The 23,560-nt window shown below is 73.8% G+C and carries 19 protein-coding genes, 2 tRNA genes and 1 pseudogene; 8 read left to right on the plus strand and 14 right to left on the minus strand.

Annotated elements, in window-relative coordinates:
* The first annotated feature begins 87 nt into the window (after positions 1-87).
* Both AB0E07_RS13570 and AB0E07_RS13575 read left to right on the plus strand, forming a co-directional pair.
* A complete protein-coding gene (locus AB0E07_RS13570) occupies positions 88-909 on the plus strand; it encodes a YceI family protein (protein WP_362249887.1) in 822 nt (273 codons plus the stop codon).
* Positions 910-914: 5 nt separating this feature from the next.
* Positions 915-1,376 carry a PPOX class F420-dependent oxidoreductase gene (locus tag AB0E07_RS13575; RefSeq protein ID WP_362249890.1) on the plus strand — a complete coding sequence of 154 codons (462 nt, stop codon included), beginning with the start codon at positions 915-917 and terminating at the stop codon, positions 1,374-1,376.
* Positions 1,377-1,413: 37 nt separating this feature from the next.
* On the opposite strand, the gene AB0E07_RS13580 is transcribed toward AB0E07_RS13575, so the two are convergent.
* From AB0E07_RS13580 to AB0E07_RS13615, 8 genes are all read right to left on the minus strand, one after another.
* Entirely contained in the window at positions 1,414-2,166 is a 753-nt protein-coding gene (locus AB0E07_RS13580; protein ID WP_362249893.1) for a TetR/AcrR family transcriptional regulator, read from the minus strand.
* A 121-nt stretch (positions 2,167-2,287) separates the two neighbouring features.
* Positions 2,288-3,760: an MFS transporter gene (locus tag AB0E07_RS13585; RefSeq protein ID WP_362249896.1), complete on the minus strand. Its 1,473-nt coding sequence runs from the start codon at positions 3,758-3,760 to the stop codon at positions 2,288-2,290.
* A 74-nt stretch (positions 3,761-3,834) separates the two neighbouring features.
* Positions 3,835-6,018, minus strand: coding sequence for a glycosyltransferase family 39 protein (locus AB0E07_RS13590; protein WP_362249899.1), 2,184 nt, complete (start codon positions 6,016-6,018; stop codon positions 3,835-3,837).
* Positions 6,015-7,478, minus strand: coding sequence for a bifunctional glycosyltransferase family 2/GtrA family protein (locus AB0E07_RS13595; protein WP_362249901.1), 1,464 nt, complete (start codon positions 7,476-7,478; stop codon positions 6,015-6,017). The genes AB0E07_RS13590 and AB0E07_RS13595 overlap by 4 nt, the downstream gene beginning before the upstream one ends.
* A gap of 13 nt (positions 7,479-7,491) precedes the next feature.
* Positions 7,492-9,135, minus strand: coding sequence for a HAMP domain-containing sensor histidine kinase (locus tag AB0E07_RS13600; protein WP_362249904.1), 1,644 nt, complete (start codon positions 9,133-9,135; stop codon positions 7,492-7,494).
* On the minus strand, positions 9,132-9,872 hold the full coding sequence (locus AB0E07_RS13605) for a response regulator transcription factor (protein ID WP_362249907.1): 741 nt from the start codon (positions 9,870-9,872) through the stop codon (positions 9,132-9,134). The genes AB0E07_RS13600 and AB0E07_RS13605 overlap by 4 nt, the downstream gene beginning before the upstream one ends.
* Before the next feature lie 113 nt (positions 9,873-9,985).
* Positions 9,986-10,870: a DUF2797 domain-containing protein gene (locus AB0E07_RS13610; RefSeq protein WP_362249910.1), complete on the minus strand. Its 885-nt coding sequence runs from the start codon at positions 10,868-10,870 to the stop codon at positions 9,986-9,988.
* Positions 10,871-11,017: 147 nt separating this feature from the next.
* Positions 11,018-11,422 carry a helix-turn-helix domain-containing protein gene (locus tag AB0E07_RS13615; RefSeq protein ID WP_362249913.1) on the minus strand — a complete coding sequence of 135 codons (405 nt, stop codon included), beginning with the start codon at positions 11,420-11,422 and terminating at the stop codon, positions 11,018-11,020.
* 111 nt (positions 11,423-11,533) lie between these two features.
* On the opposite strand from AB0E07_RS13615, the gene AB0E07_RS13620 reads away from it, so the two are divergent.
* Complete coding sequence (locus AB0E07_RS13620) at positions 11,534-12,364, plus strand: NAD(P)H-binding protein (protein WP_362249916.1); 831 nt, start codon at positions 11,534-11,536, stop codon at positions 12,362-12,364.
* Positions 12,365-12,519: 155 nt separating this feature from the next.
* Positions 12,520-12,903, plus strand: a pseudogene (locus AB0E07_RS13625) (GtrA family protein); the annotation flags it as partial.
* Between the two features lie 199 nt (positions 12,904-13,102).
* Here AB0E07_RS13625 and AB0E07_RS13630 read toward each other — a convergent pair.
* Positions 13,103-13,175 (minus strand) — tRNA-Arg (locus AB0E07_RS13630).
* 192 nt (positions 13,176-13,367) lie between these two features.
* A tRNA-Ser gene (locus AB0E07_RS13635) sits at positions 13,368-13,458 on the minus strand.
* A gap of 170 nt (positions 13,459-13,628) precedes the next feature.
* Here AB0E07_RS13635 and AB0E07_RS13640 point away from each other — a divergent pair.
* Together AB0E07_RS13640 and AB0E07_RS13645 are read left to right on the plus strand one after the other, a co-directional pair.
* Complete coding sequence (locus AB0E07_RS13640; protein WP_362249919.1) at positions 13,629-14,210, plus strand: SSI family serine proteinase inhibitor; 582 nt, start codon at positions 13,629-13,631, stop codon at positions 14,208-14,210.
* A 230-nt stretch (positions 14,211-14,440) separates the two neighbouring features.
* Positions 14,441-18,841 carry a PAS domain-containing protein gene (locus AB0E07_RS13645; RefSeq protein ID WP_362249922.1) on the plus strand — a complete coding sequence of 1,467 codons (4,401 nt, stop codon included), beginning with the start codon at positions 14,441-14,443 and terminating at the stop codon, positions 18,839-18,841.
* A 25-nt stretch (positions 18,842-18,866) separates the two neighbouring features.
* Here the strand turns inward: AB0E07_RS13645 and AB0E07_RS13650 are convergent, their stop codons facing one another.
* On the minus strand, positions 18,867-19,448 hold the full coding sequence (locus tag AB0E07_RS13650; RefSeq protein WP_362249925.1) for a TetR family transcriptional regulator: 582 nt from the start codon (positions 19,446-19,448) through the stop codon (positions 18,867-18,869).
* Between the two features lie 150 nt (positions 19,449-19,598).
* Between AB0E07_RS13650 and AB0E07_RS13655 the strand changes: the two genes are divergently transcribed.
* Positions 19,599-20,837, plus strand: coding sequence for an MFS transporter (locus tag AB0E07_RS13655; RefSeq protein ID WP_362249928.1), 1,239 nt, complete (start codon positions 19,599-19,601; stop codon positions 20,835-20,837).
* A gap of 136 nt (positions 20,838-20,973) precedes the next feature.
* Here AB0E07_RS13655 and AB0E07_RS13660 read toward each other — a convergent pair whose 3' ends face one another.
* From AB0E07_RS13660 to AB0E07_RS13670, 3 genes are all read right to left on the minus strand, one after another.
* Positions 20,974-21,555, minus strand: coding sequence for a hypothetical protein (locus tag AB0E07_RS13660; RefSeq protein WP_362249931.1), 582 nt, complete (start codon positions 21,553-21,555; stop codon positions 20,974-20,976).
* A gap of 156 nt (positions 21,556-21,711) precedes the next feature.
* Positions 21,712-22,365, minus strand: coding sequence for a hypothetical protein (locus AB0E07_RS13665; RefSeq protein WP_362249934.1), 654 nt, complete (start codon positions 22,363-22,365; stop codon positions 21,712-21,714).
* Positions 22,358-22,912 carry a SigE family RNA polymerase sigma factor gene (locus tag AB0E07_RS13670; RefSeq protein WP_362249937.1) on the minus strand — a complete coding sequence of 185 codons (555 nt, stop codon included), beginning with the start codon at positions 22,910-22,912 and terminating at the stop codon, positions 22,358-22,360. The genes AB0E07_RS13665 and AB0E07_RS13670 overlap by 8 nt, the downstream gene beginning before the upstream one ends.
* A 198-nt stretch (positions 22,913-23,110) precedes the next feature.
* Here AB0E07_RS13670 and AB0E07_RS13675 point away from each other — a divergent pair, with 198 nt between their 5' ends.
* Positions 23,111-23,521, plus strand: a complete 411-nt coding sequence (locus AB0E07_RS13675; protein WP_362249940.1) for a peptidoglycan-binding domain-containing protein — start codon at positions 23,111-23,113, stop codon at positions 23,519-23,521.
* Positions 23,522-23,560: the final 39 nt, after the last annotated feature.

Here is a 23,560-nt window from a genome sequence, read left to right on the forward strand (position 1 = left end):
GAGAAAGCCCCGGCCCGTGGCGCGCGCTCTGAGCGGAGGTGCGCTCCACGGGCCGGTTCATGTGCTGTGCCAGAGGAGATACGTGAGATGGGACTGACCGCGAGGATCCGCACCCGGGACGGATGGGCCGTGTCGCACGCGGTCGTCACGGTGACGGACACGACCGGTACGCAGGTGCTGCGCGCGCCGGCGGACGAGGAGGGCGCGGTGCGCGACGCGACCGCGCTGCCGCCGGGGGCGTACACGGTCGTCGTGACCGCCGTCGGGTACGCGCCCGCCGCCGCAGGGGCGTTCGTCACGGGCAGCGGACGGGCCGAGATCGGCACCGTGACGCTGGCCCGGCTGGGCGGGGCGGAGCTGCCGCCGCCGGGGACGTGGACCGTGGACCCCGCGCACTCCGCGGTCGGTGCCGTCGCCCGCCACCTGGGGATCTCCAGCGTGCACGGGCGGTTCACCGAGTTCACCGCGACGGTGCGGATCGCGCCGGAGGACGTCACCGGGTCGCGGGTGGAGGCGGTGATCCGGGCCGCGTCGATCGACACGGGGAACGCGGCGCGGGACACGCATCTGCGGTCGGCGGACTTCCTGGACGTCGAGCGGCACCCGGAGATCACCTACCGGTCGACCGGCCTGACCCCGGCCGGTCAGGACCGCTGGACGGTCCACGGCGACCTCGCCATGCGCGGCGTCGTCCGCCCGGTCGACCTGGACCTCTCCTACCTGGGCACCGGCTCCGACCCGTGGGGCGGTACCCGGGCGGCGTTCCGGGCCACGGCCGAACTGCGCCGCGAGGACTTCGCGATGAACTACAACCAGGTCGTCCAGGCCGGCATCGCGGCCATCGGGACGACGCTGAGGGTCGAGCTGGACGTCCAGGCCGTCCAGGGCGCCGAGCTGCCCCTAGGCTGACTGCTATGGCACCGAACATCGCGACCAACACCACCGTCTCGCTGGACGAGTTGCTGGACTTCGTGCGGACCCGGCACCGGGCGGTCCTGCTGACCCGGCGGGCCGACGGGGGCCCTCAGGGGTCGCCGCTGACCTGCGGGGTGGACGACTCCGGGCGGATCGTCGTCTCCACCTATCCCGAGCGGGCCAAGACCCGCAACGCCAAGCGGGACACCCGGGTGAGCCTGATCGTGCTGAGCGACGACTGGAACGGGCCCTGGGTCCAGGTCGACGGGACCGCCGAGGTCCTGGACTCCCCCGACTCCGTGGAGCCGCTCGTCGAGTACTACCGGAACATCGCCGGGGAGCACCCGGACTGGGACGAGTACCGCGCGGCCATGGTGAAACAGGGCAAGTCGATCATCCGGATCACTCCGGAGCGCTGGGGACCGGTCGCCACGGGCGGTTTCCCGGCGCGGCTGGCCTAGGTGTATTGCCCTGTGAGGGCGGGGACCGGTGCCAGGGCTACCGCTCCCTGGCCACCATCTCCTCGATGCCGGCCACCAGCAGGTCCAGGGCGAAGACGAAGTCGCGCTCCAGCATCTCCTCGACCGTGTCCCCGCCCCGGGCCGCCATGAGGTCCTTCGCCTCCTCCAGGGCCTCGGCCGCCGAGGGCGCCTCGCCCGCCGTCGTCATGGCGTGCCGGAAGTAGGCGTCGGAGCTCATGCCGGTGTCCTGGACCCGGGCGAAGAAGTGGCCCTCGATCGTGCCGTAGCCGTACACGAACTGGAAGACGGCCGAGATCGCGCCCGTCACCCCGTGCGGAGGCAGGCCCGTCCTGCGGATCACCTGCTGGATCGCGCGGGAGAAGTCCAGCGAGTTGGGGCCGATGTTGAGGTAGGTCCCGGCCAGCGGGGAGAGCCAGGGGTGGCGGACCAGCAGGGTGCGGTACTCCCGGGCCAGGGACCGCAGTTGGTCGCGCCAGTCCTCCCCGGCCGCCGGGTCGGGGAGCGGGATCTCGCCGTAGACGGCGTCCAGGGCGAGTTCGAGGAGGTCGTCCTTGGTGTCGACGTACCAGTAGACGGACATGGCCGTCACGTTCAGCTCGGCGGCCAGGCGGCGCATGGAGAACTTGGCGAGCCCCTCCGCGTCCAGCAGCCGTACCGTCACCTCGGTGATCCGGTCCCGGTCGAGGCCGGAGGGCTGGCCCCCGCCCCGGCCGCCGCGGCGCGCCTTGCCCTCCAGCCAAACGCTGCCCCGCTCGGCTGCCTTGTTCATGGCGCACCTTCCTCGACTTTCCGGGTGCGGTTCATGCTAGGCGCCCCGCTCGGGGCGCGGGGAACGGCATGACGGGTCGCACCGGGGGCCCGTGGGCGCACACGCGCCGGGCCCCGAACCGCTACGCGCTCACCAGCTCCGAGTCCGCCCGCTCCGCGCGGCGCAGCAGCGCCGCCGCGAGCAGACCGCCGAGGAGCACGGCCAGCGCCCCCACCAACTGGCTGGTCTCCAGACCGGAGGAGAAGGCGTCGGTCAGCTCCCGCTTCTCCCCGGCCGAGTCCGCCGAGGCCAGCGCGGCGGGCAGCGAGGACGCGGCGACCGGGATCAGCGCCGCGAACCGGGAGTTGAGCACGGCACCCAGGACCGCGACGCCGAGCCCGTTGCCGAACTCCGCGAGCGTGCCGTTGATCCCGGCGCCGACGCCGGCCTTCTCGCGGGGGATGGCGCTCATGATCGCGTGGGCCATCGCCGGGTTGGCGACCGCGCAGCCCACGCCGATCAGGACCAGTCCCAACAGGGTTCCCGCGTAGCCGTCGGAGGAGACCGCGATGGACACCAGCCCCGCCGACATCAGCACCATGCCGAGCAGGATCGAGGTGGGGGTGCCCAGCTTCGTCGTCCACTTCGCCGACACCCCGGTGAAGTTGAGCGCCACGACGGTCAGCGCCAGCGGCGCGGTCCGCAGCCCCGCCTCCAGGGGTCCGTAGCCGAGGACGAACTGGAGGTGCTGGGTGAGCAGGAAGAGCGCGCCGCCCATGCCGAAGGTGATCAGCACCGCCCCGGCGACCGCGCCGGTGAACCGGCGGTCCCGGAAGAAGTGCAGGTCGAGCATGGGGTACGGGATGCGGCTCTCCCAGTACGCGAACAGCGCCAGCACCAGGACCGCCAGCGCGCCCGTGGTCAGCACGCGGGCGGAGGTCCAGCCGTGTTCGGGGCCGGAGATGATCGCGTAGACCAGTGCGGCCATGCCGATCGTGGAGAGCAGCGCGCCGAGCAGGTCGGGGCGGTCGCCGCGGGGGTTCTTGGACTCGGGGACGAGGGCGACTACGGCGACCAGGCCGAGCGCCGCGACGGGCAGGTTGATCAGGAAGATCGCGCCCCACCGGAAGTGGTTCAGCATGAACCCGCCGAGCAGCGGGCCGCAGGCGAAGCCGAGGGCGTTGACCGCGCTCCAGATGCCGATCGCCTTCGGGTGCTCCTCGGGCGCGAAGATCTGCATCGCCACCGCGAGCGTCGTGGTCAGCAGCAGCGCGCCGCCGACGCCCATGCCCGCCCGCGCGGCGATCAACTGGCCCGAGCTGTCGGCGAGTCCGGCGACCAGCGAGCCGATGCCGAACAGGGCGAGACCGGTGATCAGCATCTTCTTGCGGCCGTAGCGGTCGGCGGCGCCGCCCGCGGTGAGCAGCAGACCGGACTGCACCAGCGAGTACGCGTTGATCATCCACTGGATGTCGGAGGTCGCCGCGCCCAACTCCTCGGTGAGCGTGGGGATGGCCACGTTCAGGATCGTGTTGTCGAGCAGCACGGTGAGCTGGGCGAGACAGATGACGCCGAGGATCGGCCAACGCTGGGGATGTCCTTCGGACATGGGCATGCTGTACACCGTAGAACAACTCCCATACGGTGTACAGCACGCCCGTTTCCGGCCCGGGTCGGCCCTAGTCGGCCCTAGTCGCCCGCCTTCTGCGTCAGGTCGTAGAAGGTGGCCGAACCGACCGTCACCTCCTTGAAGTTGGCCTCGACCCACTCCGTGATCTGCGCGGAGGTACCGCTGTCGCTGCCGCCCATGCCGCCGCCGGAGCCGCTGGAGATGAAGTAGTGGATCTTTCCGTCCGCCACGTACTCCTTGAACTGGGCCAGCGTCGGGGACGGGTCGGTGCCGTTGAAGCCGCCGATCGCCATCACGGGCTCACCGGTGGAGAGCTGGTAACTCGCCGCGTTCTGGGCGCCGATGGCCGCGGCGGCCCAGGTGTAGTCACCCGCGTCCGCCTCCAGCAGCTCCTTGGCCTCGTCGGAGACCGTGGCGCCGTTGAGCAGACCGCCCACGCCGCCACCGCCACCACCGCCGGCCATGCCGCCCTCGCCGTTCTGCGGAGCCTGCTGGTTCTGCTGGCCGTTCTGGCCGTTCTGGCCGTTCTGCTGGCCCGGCATGCCGCCGCCGAAGCCGCCGCCGGTGCCGCCGTTCGGGGGCTGGCCCATGCCGCCGCCCTGCTGACCCTGACCCTGGCCCTGCCCCTGGCCCTGCTGGCCCGGCATACCGCCGCCGCCACCGCCCGGGAAGCCCCCGCCGCCACCGCCGCCCGGACCGCCGCCGCGGCCGCCCTGCACCGACGGTCCCGCGGTCACGATCGAGCCGGTGTGCGCCTCGCCGACCGTGGTCAGCGTGTACGCCGCGGGACCGGCCAGCGCCGCCACGAGCCCGAGGCTCACGACACCCAGCGCCGCCCGGCGGCCCAGCCTGCTCACGAAGATCAGCCCGAGGGCCGCCAGCAGACCGCCCACCAGCACCAGCCACTTCAGCCACGGCAGGTAGTCCGAGGACCGGTTGAGCAGCACGTACCCCCAGGCCGCGGTGGCGGTCATGGCCGCCGCCAGGGTCAGCGAGGCCCACGCCCGGTCCCGCTTCTCCCAGAGCAGCGCCGAGCCCATGCCGATCAACGGCGCGATGTAGGGGGCCAGGGCCACCGTGTAGTACTCGTGGAAGATGCCCTGCATGTAGCTGAAGACCACCATGGTCGTCAGCAGCGCGCCGCCCCAGACCAGGAACGAGCCGCGCGTGACCGAGGCGCGCCGCGCCTTGCGGGTGGCCACCAGGCCCGCGACCAGCAGGATCAGCGCGGCCGGGATCAGCCAGGAGATCTGGCCGCCGATGCTGGACGAGAACATCCGGTCCCAGCCGGTCTCGCCCCACTGTCCCGTGCCGCCAGCGCCGCCGCCCCCGCCGACGCTGCCGGTCTCCTCGCCGTTGAGCCGACCCAGGCCGTTGTAGCCGAAGGTCAGTTCCAGGAAGGAGTTGTTCTGCGAGCCGCCGATGTACGGGCGGGAGGACGCCGGCCACAGCTCGACGACCGCCACCCACCAGCCGCCCGAGACGACGATGGCGGCGAGGCCGGCGGCCAGCTGACCGATCCGCTTCCTCACCGTCACCGGCGCGCAGACGCCGTACACGAGGGCGAGCGGGGGAAGGATCAGGAAGGCCTGGAGGGTCTTGGCGAGGAAGGCGAAGCCGATCGCGGCCCCGGCCCACAGCAGCCACTTCGTACGGCCGTCCTCCAGTGCGCGGACGACGAAGTAGCAGGCCAGCGCCATCAGCAGGGCCAGCATCGCGTCCGGGTTGTTGAACCGGAACATCAGGGCGGCGACCGGGGTGAGCGCGAGCACCGCGCCGGAGATCAGTCCCGCGGCCGGGCTGAACCGGCGGCGGACGGCCGCGTACACGACGGCGACCGTGCCGACGCCCATCAGCACCTCGGGCACGAGGATCGCCCAGGAGCTGAGCCCGAAGACCCGCACCGCCAGGGCCATCGGCCACAGCGCGGCCGGGGGCTTGTCGACGGTGATGGCGTTGGCGGCGTCCAGTGAGCCGAAGAAGAACGCCTTCCAGGACTCGCTGCCGGCCTGGACGGCCGCGGAGTAGAAGGAGTTGGCGTAGCCGGAGGCGCTGAGGTTCCAGAGGTAGAGGGCGAAGGTGGCGGCGAGCAGGCCGAGGAAGGCGGGGCGGACCCAGCGCGGGTCCTCGGGCCGTCCGCGCCACAGTCTGCGCGGGAGGGGCTGCCTCGGCTCATCGGCGCCGGGCGCCGTGGGACCGGCGGTCGCCGGCTCCGGTACGGCCGTGTCGGTGATGGTCGTCATCGGGGGTCCCCCGGGTCGGTGTCGGCGGGGCGCACGGGCTGAAGCCGCACGGTGGCGTCCCGCCAGGAGTGGTCCGCGGCGTCACCGGCGCGGAAGTGGGGTGCCGGGCGCTGCGGGAGCGGCGGCTGCGGAAGGCTGTGGGCCGGGCCGTGGGCCGGGATGCGGTCCGGGATGCGGTCCGGGACGTGGGTGGCCACGACCGTCGAGGCCGGTGCGTCCTCGCGCCGGTCGGGGAAGACCCAGGCCCGGAAGAGGAGGAAGCGCAGCACGGTCGCGGCGAGGTTGGCGGCGATGAGGACCGCCAGCTCGGTGGAGTGCGCCGGGTCTCCGGTCGCCACGTCGAGCGCGACCAGCGAGCCGCTGGTCAGGGCGAGGCCGATGCCGAACACGACCAGCCCCTGCGCCTGGTGGCGGACGGCCCCGCCCCGGCCCCGCACCCCGAAGGTGAGCCGCCGGTTGGCGGCCGTGTTGGCGACCGCGGAGACCAGCAGGGCCAGCGCGTTGGCCACCTGGGAGCCGGTGAACTGACGGAAGCCGCTGTAGAGCAGCAGGTAGAAGAGCGTGGACATCGCGCCGACCACGCAGAAGCCGACGAGCTGACGGGCCAGTCCCCTCGGCACGTCGTCGATCTCGCGGTCGCGGGGGTCGTCGCCGAAGGGGCGGGCCAGGCGGTCCAGCGGGAGCGAACCGGTGGCCAGGGCCCTGCCGACCCGCCACACGCCCTTGAGGTCGTCCGTGGCGGTCCTGACGATGTGGACGGTGGAGTCGGGGTCGTCGACCCAGTCGACCGGCACCTCGTGGATCCGCAGCCCCGCGCGCTCGGCGAGCACCAGCATCTCGGTGTCGAAGAACCAGCCGGTGTCCTCCACCAGCGGCAGCAGCACCTGGGCGACATCACGGCGGATCGCCTTGAAGCCGCACTGGGCGTCGGAGAAGCGGGCCTGGAGCGAACCGCGCAGGATCAGGTTGTACGAGCGGCTGATGAACTCGCGCTTGGGGCCGCGCACCACGCGGGAGGAGCGGGCCAGCCGGGAGCCGATCGCCAGGTCCGAGTGGCCCGAGATCAGCGGGGCCACCAGCGGCAGCAGCGCGTTGAGGTCGGTGGACAGGTCCACGTCCATGTAGGCGAGGACCGGTGCGTCCGAGGCGGACCACACGGCGCGCAGCGCGCGGCCGCGGCCCTTCTCCTCCAGCCGGAAGTGCCGGACCTCGGCGATCTCCGCCGCCAGCCGTGCCGCCACCCGTGGGGTGGTGTCCGTGGAGGCGTTGTCCGCGACGGTGATGCGGAACGCGTACGGGAAGGTGCGGCTGAGGTGCTCGTGGAGTCTCAGCACGCACGGCCGGAGGTCCTTCTCCTCGTTGTAGACGGGGATCACTACGTCCAGGACAGGCGTACCGGCGTCTCCGGCCGGGAGGTGCTCCCGCGCCGGCAGAGTGCCGGGAGAAGAGTCGGTTCGCATGGAACGACTCTTCTCAAGCGCCCTGTTGCACCCGTGTGGTGGCGCTGTGCTGTGCCTGTGAGTGCGATTGCCAGTTCGTTTCGGGCGACGGCTGCGGGCCGATCGCGGGCAGATGGACCGTGAAGACGGTCCGTCCGGGCACGCTGTCCACGGTCACGGCACCGCCGTGCGCGGTCGCCACGGCCTGCACGATGGCGAGGCCGAGGCCGGTCGAGCCGGAGGAGCGGGAGCGCGAGGTGTCGCCGCGCGCGAACCGTTCGAAGACGTGCGGCAGCAGCTCCGCCGGGATGCCCTGGCCGTCGTCCTCGACGTCCACGCACAGCCACGGCCCGCGCCGCTGCACCCGCGCGGTGACGGTCGTACCGGGCTCGGTGTGCGTACGGGCGTTGGCCAGCAGGTTCACCAGGACCTGTTGCAGCCGGGCCGCGTCCGCGCTGACCAGCGCCGGTTCGTCGGGCAGGTCGAGGCGCCAGTTGTGGTCCCGGCCGGCCGCGCGGGCGTCGCTGATGGTGTCCACGACGAGCGGGACGAGGTCGGTCTGCTCGAACTGGAGCGGCCGGCCGGCGTCCAGGCGGGCCAGCAGCAGCAGGTCCTCCACGAGCAGGGTCATCCGGCCGGCCTCCGACTCGATCCGGCCGAGGGCGTGCTTGGTGTCCGGGCCGACGTCCTCCCGGCCGCGCCGGGTCAGTTCGGCGTAGCCGCGGATGGAGGCCAGCGGGGTGCGCAGCTCGTGGCTGGCGTCGGCGACGAACTGCCGTACCCGCATCTCGCTCTGCTGACGGGAGTGCAGGGCGCCGTGGACGTGGTCCAGCATCCGGTTGAGGGCGGCGCCGACCTTGCCGACCTCGGTGTGCGGGTCGCACTCGGACTCGGGGACCCGCTCGCTGAGGTTCACCTCACCGGTGTGCAGGGGCAGTTCGGAGACCCGGGTGGCCGTCGCGGCGACCTTGCGCAGGGGGCGGGTGGCCACGCCGACGATGACGAAACCGGCGAGGGAGGCGGCGATCAGGCCGGCGGCGGTGACGCTGACCTCTATGAGGATCAGGGTGTTGAGGGTGCTGTCGACTTCCTCGGTGGGCACGGCGACGTAGTAGCTGCCGTTGACCCCGTCCTTGTACTCGACCCGGTACTCGCCGAGGCCGCCCAGGTCGACGGTGTGCTTCCTGCCGTCCTGGGGGACGGAGTTGAGGGCCTGGATCTGGCTCTCGGAGAGGTCGTTGGCGACCATGCCGCTGATGTCGGTGCTGTTCTCGTCGGCCTCGCCGACCTTGGCGGCGGTGATGGAGCCGTTCTGCACCTCGGCGACGACCGTGCGCTTGGGCTGCGGGCCGCGGGTGACGAGTTCGTCGATGGTGAAGCCGTTGTCCTTGGCGACCCCGTTCTCCTTGGCGACCCCGTTGTCCTGGTCGGCCGCGCCGCCCTTGCCCGGGTCGCCGCCCGGCGGCCCGCCGAAACCGGCGGTGCGGCCGACGACCTCGGTGAGCCGTTCGTCGAGCTGGGTGTAGAGGTGGGAGCGCAGGGCCAGGGTGGTGACCGTGCCGATCACGGCGCACACCACGGCGATCAGGACCACGGACGCGACGACGAGCCGCGTCCGCAGGGTCCGCGGCTGTCCCGCCCGCGCCCTCTGCGGACGCGTCCGCCGTCGCCCGCTCATGCGACCGCGGGCTTGATCAGATACCCGGCGCCGCGCCGGGTGTGGATCATCGGCTCCCGCCCGGCGTCGATCTTCCGCCGCAGGTACGAGATGTACAGCTCGACCACGTTGGCCTGACCGCCGAAGTCGTAGGACCAGACCCGGTCCAGTATCTGCGCCTTGCTGAGCACGCGCCGCGGGTTGCGCATCAGGAAACGCAACAGCTCGAACTCGGTGGCGGTGAGGTGGATCGACTGGCCGGCCCGGCTGACCTCGTGGCTGTCCTCGTCGAGGGTGAGGTCGCCGACGACCAGCACGGAGTCGGAGCGGCGGTCGGCGGCGCCGGAACGGCGGATCAGTCCGCGCAGCCGGGCGACGACCTCCTCCAGGCTGAACGGCTTGGTGACGTAGTCGTCCCCGCCCGCGGTGAGACCGGCGATCCGGTCCTCCACGGCGTCCTTGGCGGTGAGGAAGAGGACCGGCACGTCCGGCAGCTCCCGCCGCAGCCGGCCGAGGACGGTCAGCCCGTCCATGTCGGGCAGCATCATGTCGAGTACGACGGCGTCGGGCCGGAACTCGCGCGCGGTCTGGATGGCACCCGTGCCGTCCCCCGCGCTGCGGATCTGCCAGCCTTCGTATCGCAGAGCCATGGAGAGCAGCTCGGTGATCGACAGCTCGTCGTCCACCACAAGCACGCGGACGGGGCTCCCGTCCGGCCTCAGCAGTTCGGTGCGCCCCTGGGGCGAGGTCGTGGTCATGCTGGACACCCTGACCGGGCCCTCTGAGAACACGCTTTCCACAACCTGTGATTTCCCTGAGAAACGCACAGGAGGCTCCCAGGGAATGCCTGGGTCCGGGGCGTCCGGGCCGGTCAGAACAGCCCTTCCTGGGCGGTTGCCGCCGTTTTGATCCCCCGCACCGGCACGGTGATCTCCGCCCCGTTCACAGCGACGCCCACCGCCACCAGCTGCCAGCCTCTCATCAAGCGGGTGTCGAGGACGACGGCCCCGGCGCCGGTCTCCAGATGCAGATCCGGCCCGGCGACGGCGAGCAACCGGCCGCCGACGGTGCCGCCCGCGACCAGCTCGGCCACCTCACCGACGGCGGGCGGCAGCCCGGCGAGCCCGAAGGCGCCGACGTGATCGACGGGACGGCAGGGTGCCGGGGCGAGCGACTCGGGCCAGCCGGGCAGGGCGCGGGCCCTGGCGTGCAGCAGCTCCACCTCGGCGGCCCGCTCGGCCTCCGTCCCCGGCAGCGCCGAGCGGACGGCCCGCTTGCCGCCGTACGGGATCCGGTCCGGTACGCCGAGGGCCGCGCGGAGCAGCTCCTCGGTGCGGCGGGCGGCCATCAGCGGGCCGGTGCCGAGCCAGCTGAAGCAGACGGCGCCCTGTTCGAGCAGCCTGCGGGAGCCCCGCTCCTCGGCGGTGATCCCGACCTTGACCAGACCGGGACCGAACCAGGCCAGGTAGACCCGGTAGGGCCGCGGATCGTCGGCGACGGTGTCCGCGGCCACGGAGTGCGCGCGGTCCAGCCGGGCGCACTCCTCGCACCGCACGCCGGTGCTGCGGCCCGGCACGACAGCCCGTACCGGGCAGGCGTTGCCCCGGGCCCCCACGCAGGTCCGCGCGGCGCTCTCCAGCACCCCGAAGGCCACCCGCTTGCCCCGGGTCAGCGCCGTGCGCCGCCCGCCGCCCCACTCCAGCACGGGTTCGCCCCGGTCCCACCGGAGCCCCGTGCACGTCCATGTCCGCGCCATCGCTCCGAGCGTAGGCGGCGCCACTGACATCCACGGGTGGCGCCGGCCTCCACGGGTATCGCCGGCCTCCATAGGTGGCGCCGGCCTCCACGGGTGCCGCCGGCATCCATAGGTGCCGCTGACATCCACCGCTGCCGCGTTCCCGGCTCAGCGTCGTCGTCCCGCCGGCCGCACGTCCTCCCGCGCGTCGTAGGCGAGCCGGGCCCGCTCCACCTCCGCGAGGTTCACCGACCACTCGGACAGGGCGGCGAAGAGCGGCGCCAGGCTGCGGCCCAGCGCGCTGATCTCGTACTCCACGCGCGGCGGAACCTCGGGGTGGTAGGTGCGCACGACCAGCCCGTCCCGTTCCAGCCGGCGCAGCCGCTCGGTGAGCACCTTCGGCGTGATGGTGCCGATCCGGCGCTCCAGCTCGACGAAGCGTTGCCGCCCGTACTCGTTCAGGGACCACAGGATCGGTGTGGTCCACCGGCTGAACACGACGTCGACGACGGGCGCGACGGGACAGGCGTTCTCGGGTACGACCCCGCCCGACGTGTGCTCGGTCACATCCACCGTCTCCCCCGATACTTTCCTCTAGGTACCTGCTTACCCCGCAAAAGTACCGTCCTCCGCAAGGGAGTTGACGACGTTGACGACATTGACGACGTGTTACGGAGGACGAGGATGATCGTGGTGACGGGAGCGACGGGCCGCGTGGGACGGCCGCTGGTACGCGCACTGGCCGACGCGGGGGAGCGGGTCACCGCGGTCTCGCGCCGCGCCCCGGCTCCGGCGGACCTGCCCCCGGCTGTCCGCCACCACCGGGCGGACCTGGCCGAACCGGCGGCCCTGGGCCCCGCCCTGGAGGGTGCCTCGGCGCTCTTCCTGCTGACCTCGGGGGAGTTCCTCGGCGCGGGCGGCGACCTGGGCGCGGTGATGGACGTGGCCGTGGCCGCCGGGGTGCGGCGGGTGGTGCTGCTCTCCTCGCAGGGCGTGGGCACCGGCCACCACCCCTCGGCGCTGGAGGACACCGTGCAGGCCGCGGAGGCGGAGTGGACGATCCTGCGCCCCTCCGGCTTCCACAGCAACGCCCTCCAGTGGGCGGAGTCGGTCCGCGCCCGCCGTACGGTCGAGGCGCCCTTCGCGGACGTGGCGCTGCCGACCGTGGACCCGCTCGACATCGCGGGCGCCGCCGCGGTGACCCTGCGCGAACCCGGCCACGCCGGCCGGACCTACGACCTGACCGGCCCCGCCCCCGTCTCCCCCAGGGAGCAGACCGAGGCCATCGAGGCGGCGCTGGGCGAGCCCGTGCGGTGCGTGGAGCTGACCCGGGCGCAGGCGCGGGACCGCATGACACGGTTCATGCCGGAACCGGTCGTGGAGAGCACGCTCGACATGCTGGGCAGTCCGCCCGAGGCGCTGCGGCGGGTGAGCGCCGACACCGAACACCTCCTCGGCCGCTGCCCGTACGCCTTCGCCGACTGGGCCGCGCGGCACGCGGACGCGTTCAAGTAGCCCCGCGCCGGGGGGCGTCCCGTCCTTCCCGGTAGGGCTGGCCCCACCCTGTATCCGCCGGTGGGCCACCTCGTCCGGGCGGGCGGATCACGGGATCGTTTGAGCACGGCCGAACGAGCCGCCCGCTCAACACCCGCCTCCCGGAAGGACGTTCCATGACGTCGCCCCTCGCCTCCTTCGCCCGGTTCGTGGTGTGCGGGGGCGGCGTCGGCCTGGTGTCCGGTGCCACGGTCCCGCTGCTGGCGGACTCGATGCCCTGGGCCCTGGCCAACGCCCTCGTCACCGTGGCCTCCACGCTGCTCTGCACGGAGCTGCACGCGCTGTTCACCTTCGGCACGGGCCGCCGGCCGGGCCTGCGCGGACACCTCCGGTCGGCGGCCTCGGCTGCGGTGGCGTACGGGGCGACCTCCGCCGCCGTCCTTCTCCTGCACCTGCTGAAGCCGTCCCCCACCCTGCTGTGGGAACAGACGGTCTACCTCACGGCGGCGGCCCTGGCGGGCATCGGCCGCTTCCTGGTGCTGCGCCTGCTGGTCTTCGCACCGGAGGCGGACCGCGGCCCGCGCGGGCGCGAAGTCCGGGCACGCGCTGCCACTACCGACGCGGACCAGCCCGAGCTGGTAGGTCTCGCCCCACCTCACCCCGGGTTCCGCGTGCCGTGCCCCCATGGCCATGCGATCTCTTCCCCCGGACGGGAAAAGCACGAGAGGCCCCGGATCTCTCCGGGGCCTCTCGCTGATGTGCACTCGGCAGGATTCGAACCTGCAACCTTCTGATCCGTAGTCAGATGCTCTATCCGTTAAGCTACGAGTGCTTGTTCTGTTTTCCGTCGCTCCCGGGCTTGCGACCCGCTCGCGGCGACAGGAAGAACATTACATGACTGCCGCCGCCATGTGAAATCCATTGGCCGCACCCCTTGTGACCTGCGGAAATGACATTTGAGGTCCGTCCGGGGACAGAAGCACCGAAGCCCCGGTCGAGTGACCGGGGCTTCGGTGATCTACGGCGGAGGCGGAGGGATTTGAACCCTCGATGGGCTTTAAGACCCAAACCGCATTAGCAGTGCGGCGCCATAGACCGGACTAGGCGACGCCTCCACACATCCCAACCGCGCGAGCGCGAATGGTGCGTGCCGATGATGACACAGTCGAGCGCGGTGTCACCAATCGCCCCCCACGGTACTAGGCGGGCCGGGTGCGGGGCAAAGCCCTTGCCGCTGGTGGGGCGCGCCGCGCAACGTCCTGGGGCTCGGGGCGTTAGTCAGGTCATGTTGCAGGTCTTCCGCGCCCACGGCGCGCACCGCGCCGAGCCCGTCCGTCGTTCCGGCCCGGCCGGCCGCCTGGGGCGGCTCCTCGTCGTCGCCGCCGGATCGGTGGCCGCCGCGTCCGCCACCTCCGTCGCCCCCGTCTCGGCCGCCGCCGGGGAAACGCCCGCGGGCACCCGCCTCGTCGAGGGGACCCCCCTCGTCGACGAGGCGCGGGCCTGGCCCTCGCTGCCCGGCGGCACGAAGGACGGGGACCGTCTCACCGTCACCGTGCGGAACGCGGGCGAGGCGGACGGCCGGTACGAGCTGTACTGCCACCCGGGCGCCGGCGACCACCCCGACGTCGACGGCGCCTGCGCGGCCCTCGACCGGGGCACCACCTGGGGCAAGGACACCTTCGCCCCCGTGCCGGAGGGCAGCTTCTGCACCATGCAGTACGGCGGGCCGGCCACCGCCCACGTCACCGGGACCTGGGCCGGACGGCCCGTGGACGCCCGGTTCGACCGGGGCGACGGCTGCGAGATCGCCCGCTGGGACCGGCTCGTCCCGGTCCTGCCCGATCTGCGGCCCGCGGGCCGGGAGTGACCCGCTGACCCGCACAGGTCGTACAACGGCTGCGTAAAAGTCCCGCGAAGGTCTCGCGGAGCGAGGGAGGCGGTCGTACGTTCTGGGTCACTTCGTAGTGCGACGTCGCTCTCATCCGGCGCCCTCGTCACAACCCCAGCCCTTAGACTCCCTCGCGTGACACGTCGCGGGCCGGTTGGCAAGATGGCCCGAGCGGTCGGCAAGGTGCGGTAACAGGAGGGAAGCGTCTCGTGAGCAGCAGGCCATCCCGAGGCGCTGCTCGCCTCGCAGCCATACTCGACGCGCTCCCCGATGCGTTGGTGCTGGTCAACGCCAATGGGACCGTCGTCAACGCCAACACCATCGCGCTGGAGGCCTTCGAGGCCCCGGGCACCGCACTGGTGGGGCGCGGGCTGCTCGACCTGCTGCCGGAGTTCGACTCCAAGCTGATCCCCGGCTCCATGCGGCGCCCCGACCACATGGACCCGCGGGGCCGGACCAAGCCGACCCGGATGACGGCCCGCCGCACCGACGGCGGCGAGTTCCCGGTCGAGGTCACCAGCGCGAACCTGGAGAACGGCCAGCAGGCCTACGACGGTTACGGCTACGCCGGCGACGAGCTGCTGATGCTGGTCGTGCGCGACCTGTCCGGGACCATCGACACCGAGGCCGAGCTGGCCCGTTCGCAGCGCCAGACGGAGATGATCCTGCGCGCCGCCTCCGAGGGCGTCGTGGGCACCGACACCGACGGCCGGATCGTCCTCGTCAACCCGGCCGCCGCGCAGATCCTCGGCTACCGGGCCAGCGACCTCGGCGGCCGCGAGCTGCACACCCTCGTCCTGCACTCCCGCCCCGACGGCGGGCCCTTCCCGTACGACGAGTCGCCGCTCGCCGACACCCTGCGGTCCGGGCGCAAGCACCGGGTGCGCGGGCAGGTGCTGTTCGCCAAGAACGGCGACAAGGTCCCGGTCGACCTGACCACCGCGCCGGTGCGCGACGGCGACCAGCTGGTCGGCGCCGTGATGACCTTCACCGACCGGCGGCCCTTCGACACGCTCGCCGACGAGAAGGCCGACGCCGAGAAGCGGCACGAGGCGGAGCTGGAGCGGCTCGCCGAGGAGCACGCCTCCGAGCTGACCGCGCTGCGGCAGAAGCACGTGGCCGAGGTCGAGGACCTCCAGGAGCGGCACCAGGAGGAACTCGCCGCCGGTGAGGACCGGTACGCGGCGCTCGGCGAGCGGGAGAAGGACCGCTACGAGGCTCTCGCCGGCCGCCACGAGCAGTTGCTGACCCTGCTGGGTCAGTCGCTGCGCGGCCCCCTGGACGAGCTGCGCCGGGAACTGGCCGCGCTGGCCGCCGACGACGCGGGCCAGCTGTGGCCCGAGGCCAACCAGGTGCTGCACCACCTGTCGGCCGGCTACTCCCGGATCACCACCCTCATCGACAACGTCCTCGGCTACCAGCACCTGGACACCGGCGGCGAGGCGATCGCCCGTACGAAGGTGATGCTGGACGCGGTCGTCGCGGCCGGTGTCGACGGGGCCGTCGAGCTGATCGGCCCCGGGCGGGTGCAGTTCGCCGTGCACGCGCCGCCCATCGAGGCGGAGGTCGACTCCCGGCTGCTCGCGACCGCGCTCGCGCATCTCGTCGCCGACGTCGCGGGTGTCGACGCGACCGGCAACGCGCCCGTGTCGGCGGGCGGCTACATGGACAACACGGTCGTGGTGGCCGCCGCGCAGCGCGGCGAGGTCGTCCGGATCGAGGTGCGCGGGCCGTACCCCGGCGGGGACCCGGTGCACGAGCCGATCGTGCGCGGGATCGTCCGGGCGCACGGCGGTGTGCTCCAGACGCACGAGGTGCCGGGCATGAGCGGCAGCGCGTTCGTGCTGGAGGTGCCGATCGGCGGTGGCGCGGGCGCGGTCCCGGCCGCCGAGATCGTCCCCGTGGCGGCCGAACCGGCCGTCGAGCAGCCCCCGGCGGGCGGGCGGCGGCGGGCCCGGCGGTCGTCGGTGGACGCCTTCCTGGAGAGCGAGGTCGCCGGCCCGGCCGCCGACGCTCCCGAGGCCGACTCCGCGCCCACCGGACGGCGCAGGCGCCGGGCCGTTGAGGAGGCGGCGCCGGTTCCGGCGCAGGCGGAGGCCCCGGCCGAGGGTTCCGGCGGTACGGGACGGCGGCGCGGGCGTGCGGCGGAGGTCGCCGGTGCCGAGGGTTCCGGTGCGGAGGTCGCCCTCGTGGGCGGTCCCGACGCCGGGGTGTCCGAGGGTGCCGTCGTGACGGCCGCCGAGCACGCGGCGGGTACCGCGGCGGTGGGCACCGGGCTCGGCGGCACGGTGCCGCCGCAGGGTGTGCCGGCGCCGGGCGGCCGGCGGGCGCGGCCCGACTCCGGCGAGCAGCCCGCGCTGCCCGCGGCACTGCCCGCCGCGGCACCGGCCGCCGCTCCCGGGTCCGTTCCGGCCCAGGGCGGTTCGGAGGAGGACGGGCAGCCCACCGGGCGTCGTCGGCGTGCGCTGGCGGCGGCCAACGAGCGCGCCGCGGCGCAGGACTCCGGTCCGCGCACGGTGTTCGCCCTGCCGCCCGCGGAGGCGGACCGCCCGGACGCGGCCGCGGAGAGCGCCGCGACCGGGCGGGCGCAGGCACCGGTGCAGGGGCAGGGGCAGGGCCAGGGACAAGTACAGGTACAGGGACAGGCTCCCGGGCTTGCCCCGGCGCAGGCTCCCGCGCCGATGCCGGGACCGGCACCGGCACCGGGACCGGCACCAGGACTCGTACAGGCTCAGGGGCAGGCGCCCGGGCTGGTGCAGGCTCAGCCTCAGGTGCCTGGGCAGGTGCCCGGGCTCGTGCAGGCTCAGGGGCAGGCGTCCGGTCGTACGCAGGGACCGGTGCAGGGGCAGGCGCCCGGGCTGGTACAGGCACCCGGGCTCGTACAGCAACAGGGTCAAGCTCCTGGGCAGGCGCCCGGACTCGTACAGGCACAGGGCCAGGTCCCTGGGCAGGCGCCCGGACTCGTACAGGGGCAGGGGCAGGCGGCCCCGCTCGCGCCCGCTCCCATGCCGCTGCCCGCGCCGGTTCCGGCTCAGGTTCCGGGGGACGGCGCCGAGGGCGTCGGCGTCGATGACGGACGGCACGACGCCGTACCGCACGACCAGGCCGACGACCACACGCCGCCGCAGCCGCATCCGACGAGCACGCCGACCGGGCGCCGTCGGCGTGCCGTGGCGCAGCCGGAGCAGCCGCAGGCCCAGGAGGGCGTCGCGCAGCCGGTTCCGGCGCAGGAGCCCGGGGCTCCGGCGCCCGCCGCCTCCGGACCGCTTCCCGCCGAGGCCGCTCCTGGCACGGCCACCCCGGCCCAGGGCACCCCCGCCCCCCAGCCGTGGCCCGCCACGGACGAGACCCCGAGCGGCGGTACCGCCGTACCCGCCGACCCGGCGGCGGCGCAGGGCACGCCCGCCGCCGGTACTCCGCTGCCGCCCGAGACGGCCGCCGCGCCCGCGGCCCGTGCCGCGCAGCCGCTGCCCGCCGAGGCGGCGGCCCCCGCCGACCCCAACTCCACGCAGGGACGCGCCATAAGCGTGCGCACGCTGGGGCAGGGGGTGCCGTTCACCCGGCAGGCGGCACAGGTGCAGCAGCCCTCGGCGACGCCTCCCCCGCATCAGACGAACGGCTCGGGCCGCCGGCGCAAGCTGGGCAACCGGCCCGACGCCGCCGGTGACCGGCCGGAGCAGACGGCACGGCCGCATCCGCAGGCCGAGCAGTCGCAGCCGGCGCAGACCGGACCGTCCCGGCCCGCGCGGGGCACCGAGGGGACGGGGCGGTCGTACGCCATAGGGGCGCCGGACGAGAACGCCGCCGAGGGGCCCGAGCCGCTGGACGGTCCGGGCGGTGCGGTGGAGGTCTCGGACACCCCGCGCCCGCAGCCGATGGACGACGAACTGCCGCCGGAGCCGCTGGACAACCCGCGCCGGCTGCTGGTGTGGCCCGCGCCGGACGTCACCACCCAGCAGGCGCTGAGCGACCGCGGCTACCGGCCGGTGATCGTGAACTCGCGCGAGGAGGTGGACGCGCAGATCGCGGCGTTCCCGGCCGCGCTGTTCGTGGACCCGCTGACCGGCCCCATCACCCGGACCGCGCTCCAGTCGCTGCGCCAGGCCGCGGTGGCCGCCGAGGTGCCGGTGATGGTGACGGCGGGGCTCGGCCAGGCCACGCGGGAGGCCGCCTACGGTGCCGATCCGGCCGTACTGCTGAAGGCGCTGGCGCCGCGGGACAGTGAGCAGCACCCGCCGCGGGTGCTGCTCATCGAGGAGCACGCGGAGATCGCGCTGGCGCTGACCGCGACGCTGGAGCGGCGCGGGATGCAGGTGGCGCGGGCCGCGAGCGACGCGGACGCGGTGACGCTGGCGGGCCAGTTCCGGCCGAACCTGGTCGTGATGGACCTGCTCCAGGTGCACCGGCACCAGGCCGGCATCGTGGACTGGCTGCGCGCGAACGGGCTGCTCAACCGCACCCCGCTGGTCGTCTACACGGCCGCCGTCGACCAGGCTGACCTGCCGCGGCTGGCGTCGGGGGAGACGGTGCTGTTCCTCGCGGAGCGCTCGACGAGCCCCGAGGTGCAGAGCCGGATCGTGGACCTGCTGGCGCGCATCGGCACCAACTGACCCCGTCCGCCCTGCCGGACGGCTCTCAGGGCGCGACGAGTCTGCGGGCCGCCTCCCGGACGGAGGCGCGCAGCCGCTTCTCGTCGCCGGCCTCGGCGCCGATGACGATCCGGCGCATCTGCGGGACGACGGTGGCCCAGTTGGCCAGCGCGATCAGCAGGAAGAGCAGGTCGGCGGCGGGGACGGCGTCGCTGATGACACCGCGTTCCTGGCCGTCCCGGATGGCGTCGATCTTGTGCCGGTAATGTTCCCGGCGCCCGGCCTCGTCGGGCAGCTCGGTGGTGGCGCCGTACTCCAGGCCCTCCCAGAAGAGCAGTCTCAGCACCTCGGGGTGCGCGGCGTGGTAGTCCATCACGCGGTCGGTCCAGCCCTCGATGTCGTCGGGGTCGACGGGGATGGCGACGGCCAGGTCGAGCATGACCCGCTCCAGGACCTGCGTGAAGAGCTGGGCCTTGTTGCCGAAGTAGGCGTAGATGAGCTGCTTGTTGGCCTTGGCCTCGGCGGCGATGCGGTCGATGCGGGCGCCCGCGATGCCGTGCCGGGAGAACTCGGCGACGGCGGCGTCGAAAATGCGGGCCTTGGTGGCCTCGGGGTCCCTCACCGCCATGACGGCTGCTCCTTCGCTGGTATGGGCTCAGGGTAGCGGGACGGGTAACCAACTGTTTGGTTGACAGGGAATCCGGCGGCGGAAGAGACTGTTGACGCTTCCAACCAACCAGTTAGTTGTTCGAGCTCGCTCGAAGGAGTGCCTCCGCTCATGCCGTCAGCCCAACCGGCCGCCGCCCGGCTCCGGTCCCCCGGCCGGCTCCGGTCCCCCGGCCGCGAGCCCGCCGCCCGCACGACGTCACCCGGCTTCTTCCTGACCCTGATCGCGGTCTGTACGGCCGTCACGGCCGCCAACATCTACCTGGCCGCCCCGCTGCTGCCCCTGATCGCCGACGACTTCGGCTCCACGGCGTCCTCGGTGGCCTGGATCGCCTCGGTCGCCCAGTTCGGCTACGCCGTGGGCCTGCTGCTCTTCGCCCCGCTCGGGGACAGCGTCAGCCGGCGCCGCCTGGTCGGCACGCTGACCCTGGTGACGACGGCGGCCCTGGTGGCCGGTGCGGTGGCGCCCGGTACGGCGGCCCTCGCGGCGGCGGTGTTCGTGGCGGCCGCCGCGACCGTTATACCGCAGCTGCTGGTCCCGCTGGTCGCCGAGCGCGCCCCGGCCCACCACCGCGCCCGCCATGTCGCCGCGGTCGTGGCCGGCCTGTTCACCGGCATCGTCGCGGCCCGCGTGCTGGGCGGTCTGGCCGGATCGGCCTTCGGCTGGCGCTGGGTGTTCGCGGGCTCCGCCGTCCTGACCCTCGCGCTCGGACTCGCCACCGCGTGGGTGCTGCCCGCCGAGCGGCGCCGCGGCGGACGGGGCGCCCTGGCGGGCCTCGCCACCCTGCCGGGCCTGGTGCGCAGCTCGCCCGACCTGTGGCGGGCGTGTCTGCGGCAGGCGGGGATGTTCGGCGCGTGGAGCGCGCTGTGGACCTCGCTGGCGCTGCTGCTCACGGGCGAGCCGTACGAGCTGTCCACCGCCACGGCGGGCCTGTTCGGGCTGCTGGGGCTGGCGGCCAGCGTGGTCGCGCCGCTGGCGGGCGGTCTGGTGGACCGGTTCGGCGCGGCGAAGGTCGTCCGGGCCGCGTACGCGCTGGCCGCGGTGTCGGTGCCGTTGTTCTGGCTGGGCGGGCAGGTCATGGCCGCCCTGTTCGTGGCGGCGGTCGCCGTCCACGCGGCCCTGGTCGCCTCCCACGTCGCCAACCAGACGCTGGCGCTGACCACGACCTCCTCCCCGGCCACCGCGAACACCGCCTACGTGGTCGCCGGCTTCGCGGGCGGCGCCACCGCCTCCGCCCTGGCGGGCCTCGCCTTCGGCCGGTTCGGCTGGAGCGGGGTGTGCGCGGTGGCGGCGCTCTGGCTGGCGCTGGGCTGGGCGGCGACGGCGGGCCGGCGAGCCGCCCGGGGCTGAGCCCGGGGATGAGCCCGGGGATGAGCCCGGGCGCGTCGGCACCGGGGGAGCGGTGTCGGTGGAGCGGTGCCGGTGGAGCGGTGTCGGCGGAGCGGTGCCGGTGGAGCGGTGCCGGGCACCGCTCCGGGCCGCGTGCTCAGGACTGGTACAGCGACTGAAGCCTGGTGACCCGTCCCTCGCCGTCGAAGCTCAGGTCGTACCCGAGGAGTTCACGCTCCGGATCCGGCCGGGCCGTGAGCCGGCTGACGAACTCGGCCTGGGAGTAGGACGCGGGGTGCTTCCCGTCGCCGAGCGGGACGGACAGCAGCACCGTGGCGTCCTCGGCCATGGGCACTTCGGTGTAGGGCCCCTCGCCGGGGGTGATCACCCACGCCTCGAACTGGTCGTGTGCCTCCTTCTCTGCGGGCCGCACGGACAGGTACGTCCGTCCACCGGCGGTCCGGGCCCGCTCGATCTGGACGAACTGCTTGGTCCCGGCCCAGGGGGCCGTGCCGGACGGATCATCGGCACCGCCCGTCGCAGTGGACGGTGCCGTCGCATCGTCGGTCGACGGGGAGGGCGCCCCGGAGGAAGGCGTCGCGGAGGGCGCCGCGGACGTGGTGGTCGCGGGGCCGTCCGCCCGCCCCTCGCCGTCACCGCCACAGCCGGCCAGGGCCACCAGGGCGATGCCGAGAACGGTGAGGCGGCGCACGGCGGCCCGGCGGTGTGAAGCACGCATGGTCAAGGTCCCCCAGGAATCAGGTGTGTTCGGGATACACGGCCTCTACGCACGACCCCACCCTCCGGGTTGCATCCCGGAGCGATCTCTTTTCGCGGGACCCGCCTCACGGCCGCCGCGACCCGCCATACGGCCGCCGCACCCCACCACAACGCCTCATCCGTCGAGCCAGTACGCCTCCCGCAGTGACTGCACGCGGCCCTCGCTGTCGTAGTCGATGGCGAACACCCAGCGCGGCCCGGCGGCCAACTGGTCGACCAGCGAGCCGAGTTGCACGTCCTCAGGTTCCCCGCCGGCCAGTTGCCGTGCCTCGACCAGCGTGCCCCGCGGCAGGGTCAGGGTGTGCGCCGAACCGGCGGGTGCCGCGGTGCCCCGTACGGTCCGGAGCCCGTCGACGGTGACCCGCACCGTGTCGCCCTGCGCCACCGCGCCGTACACATAGCCCAGTTCGGCGGCGTACTCCTCGCCCGGAGCGGGTGTCGGCGGTACGAACGACGAGACGGCCGGCGTCGGCAGGACGGCGGCGGGCTCGGGTTCGCGCAGGAGGGTCCGGGTCAGCGCCAGACCGCCCACGGCCACGGCCACGGCCACGGCCAGCAGGACGCCGCCGGAGGCCCGAGCGGCCCGTCTGCGGCGCAGTCGTCGCTCACCGCGCGCCCGGATCCGGTCGGCGGCCGGCGGCACCACCTGCCGGCGGCCCGACTCGGCGAGGTCGGCCAGACGGGCGTGCAGACGGGCGTCCAGGCGGGCGTCCTGGCGGGCGTCCTGGCGGGCGTCCTCGCGGGCGTGCAGCTCCCTCTCGTCAGCCATGGCGCACCTCCGGCGACCGTGTCGTACGCGGGTCCAGCTCCGTATCGGCCAGCAGCCGTGCCAGTGCCGCCCGGCCCCGGCTCAGCTGCGCCTTGACGGTACCGACCGGGCAGCCGGCCTCGGCGGCCACCTGCTCGACCGTGAGGTCGCACAGGTGGTGCAGGACCACGGCCCGCCGCTGCGCCTCGGGGATCTGGCGCAACGCCTCGACCAGCACCACATGGTGCGGTTCCGGCGGCGGCACCGCGCCCGGCGGGCCCTGTCGGCGGGCGAAGGCCAGGGCACTGCGCACCCGTCGCCACCGGCTGACCGCCAGCCGCCAGGCCACCGTGCGCACCCACGCCTCGGGGGCTCCGTCCAGATCCAGCTCGCTCCGCCGTTCCCAGGCCCGGACGAACGCCTCCTGGACCACGTCCTGGGCCTCGGCGAGGTCGCCCGTCATCGCGTACAGCTGGCCGGTGAGCCGGCCGACGCTCGCCGCGTAGAAGGCGTCGAACTCCTGCTCGTCGGTGCCCCGGGCGCCGGGCGGTTCTTCCGGTCTTCGCATCCCTCTCCCATCACGCCGCACGGTGCCACCCGGCGCCCCCGCGGCACAAGGAGCCGGCGACGCGGGCACGTCGCTGTACGGGCGGCGGCGGCCCGGCAACCCCGCGCACCGCGCACCCCGCACCCCACACCCCACACCCCGCCCGGCCGCTACCGCGGTGAGGGATCCGGGGTGGCGGTGACGGCACGGGGGAACAGCATGAGAAGGCTCACGAGGACGGTCGTCGGTCTCACCGCCGCGGTCGGGATCGCCGCCGGCGGCCTGGGCGCAGCGGGCACGGCGTCGGCGGCACCCGCGCCGGCTCCCGCGCCGGCTCCCGCGTCGGCTCCCGCGTCGGCACAGCAGGGGGTGGCCGGCGTCGAGGTGGCGCCGCTCGCGGTGGTCAACCTGGGGCTGACCACCACCCGGGCCAAGCACTGGCAGTGCTTCCTGCGCGATGTCGGCTACAGCCCCGGCACCATCGACGGACTCGTCGGTACCAACACGGTCATCGCACTGCAGCTCTTCCTGAACCGCTTCGGCGACAACAACCTCGCCATCGACGGGAGCCCCGGCCCTGCGACCAGGTCGGCGTTCTCGACCTTCAACGCCCCGAACTACTGCGCCTGAGCCCACGCCCCGAACGAAGGACAGCCCCCGGCGCACACC

The organism is Streptomyces sp. NPDC048002 (assembly GCF_040653275.1).
GTDB lineage: Bacteria > Actinomycetota > Actinomycetes > Streptomycetales > Streptomycetaceae > Streptomyces.

Bases quoted from the DNA above. Each gene is read 5' to 3' on its own strand.
- AB0E07_RS13580 (WP_362249893.1), bottom strand. From the start codon at position 2,166: ATGAACAAGGCAGCCGAGCGGGGCAGCGTTTGGCTGGAGGGCAAGGCG.
- AB0E07_RS13665 (WP_362249934.1), bottom strand. From the start codon at position 22,365: ATGGCTGACGAGAGGGAGCTGCACGCCCGCGAGGACGCCCGCCAGGAC.
- AB0E07_RS13595 (WP_362249901.1), bottom strand. From the start codon at position 7,478: ATGCGAACCGACTCTTCTCCCGGCACTCTGCCGGCGCGGGAGCACCTC.
- AB0E07_RS13660 (WP_362249931.1), bottom strand. From the start codon at position 21,555: ATGCGTGCTTCACACCGCCGGGCCGCCGTGCGCCGCCTCACCGTTCTC.
- AB0E07_RS13590 (WP_362249899.1), bottom strand. From the start codon at position 6,018: ATGACGACCATCACCGACACGGCCGTACCGGAGCCGGCGACCGCCGGT.
- AB0E07_RS13610 (WP_362249910.1), bottom strand. From the start codon at position 10,870: ATGGCGCGGACATGGACGTGCACGGGGCTCCGGTGGGACCGGGGCGAA.
- AB0E07_RS13640 (WP_362249919.1), top strand. From the start codon at position 13,629: ATGTTGCAGGTCTTCCGCGCCCACGGCGCGCACCGCGCCGAGCCCGTC.
- AB0E07_RS13605 (WP_362249907.1), bottom strand. From the start codon at position 9,872: ATGACCACGACCTCGCCCCAGGGGCGCACCGAACTGCTGAGGCCGGAC.
- AB0E07_RS13670 (WP_362249937.1), bottom strand. From the start codon at position 22,912: ATGCGAAGACCGGAAGAACCGCCCGGCGCCCGGGGCACCGACGAGCAG.
- AB0E07_RS13675 (WP_362249940.1), top strand. From the start codon at position 23,111: ATGAGAAGGCTCACGAGGACGGTCGTCGGTCTCACCGCCGCGGTCGGG.
- AB0E07_RS13600 (WP_362249904.1), bottom strand. From the start codon at position 9,135: ATGAGCGGGCGACGGCGGACGCGTCCGCAGAGGGCGCGGGCGGGACAG.
- AB0E07_RS13650 (WP_362249925.1), bottom strand. From the start codon at position 19,448: ATGGCGGTGAGGGACCCCGAGGCCACCAAGGCCCGCATTTTCGACGCC.
- AB0E07_RS13575 (WP_362249890.1), top strand. From the start codon at position 915: ATGGCACCGAACATCGCGACCAACACCACCGTCTCGCTGGACGAGTTG.
- AB0E07_RS13570 (WP_362249887.1), top strand. From the start codon at position 88: ATGGGACTGACCGCGAGGATCCGCACCCGGGACGGATGGGCCGTGTCG.
- AB0E07_RS13620 (WP_362249916.1), top strand. From the start codon at position 11,534: ATGATCGTGGTGACGGGAGCGACGGGCCGCGTGGGACGGCCGCTGGTA.
- AB0E07_RS13585 (WP_362249896.1), bottom strand. From the start codon at position 3,760: ATGCCCATGTCCGAAGGACATCCCCAGCGTTGGCCGATCCTCGGCGTC.
- AB0E07_RS13655 (WP_362249928.1), top strand. From the start codon at position 19,599: ATGCCGTCAGCCCAACCGGCCGCCGCCCGGCTCCGGTCCCCCGGCCGG.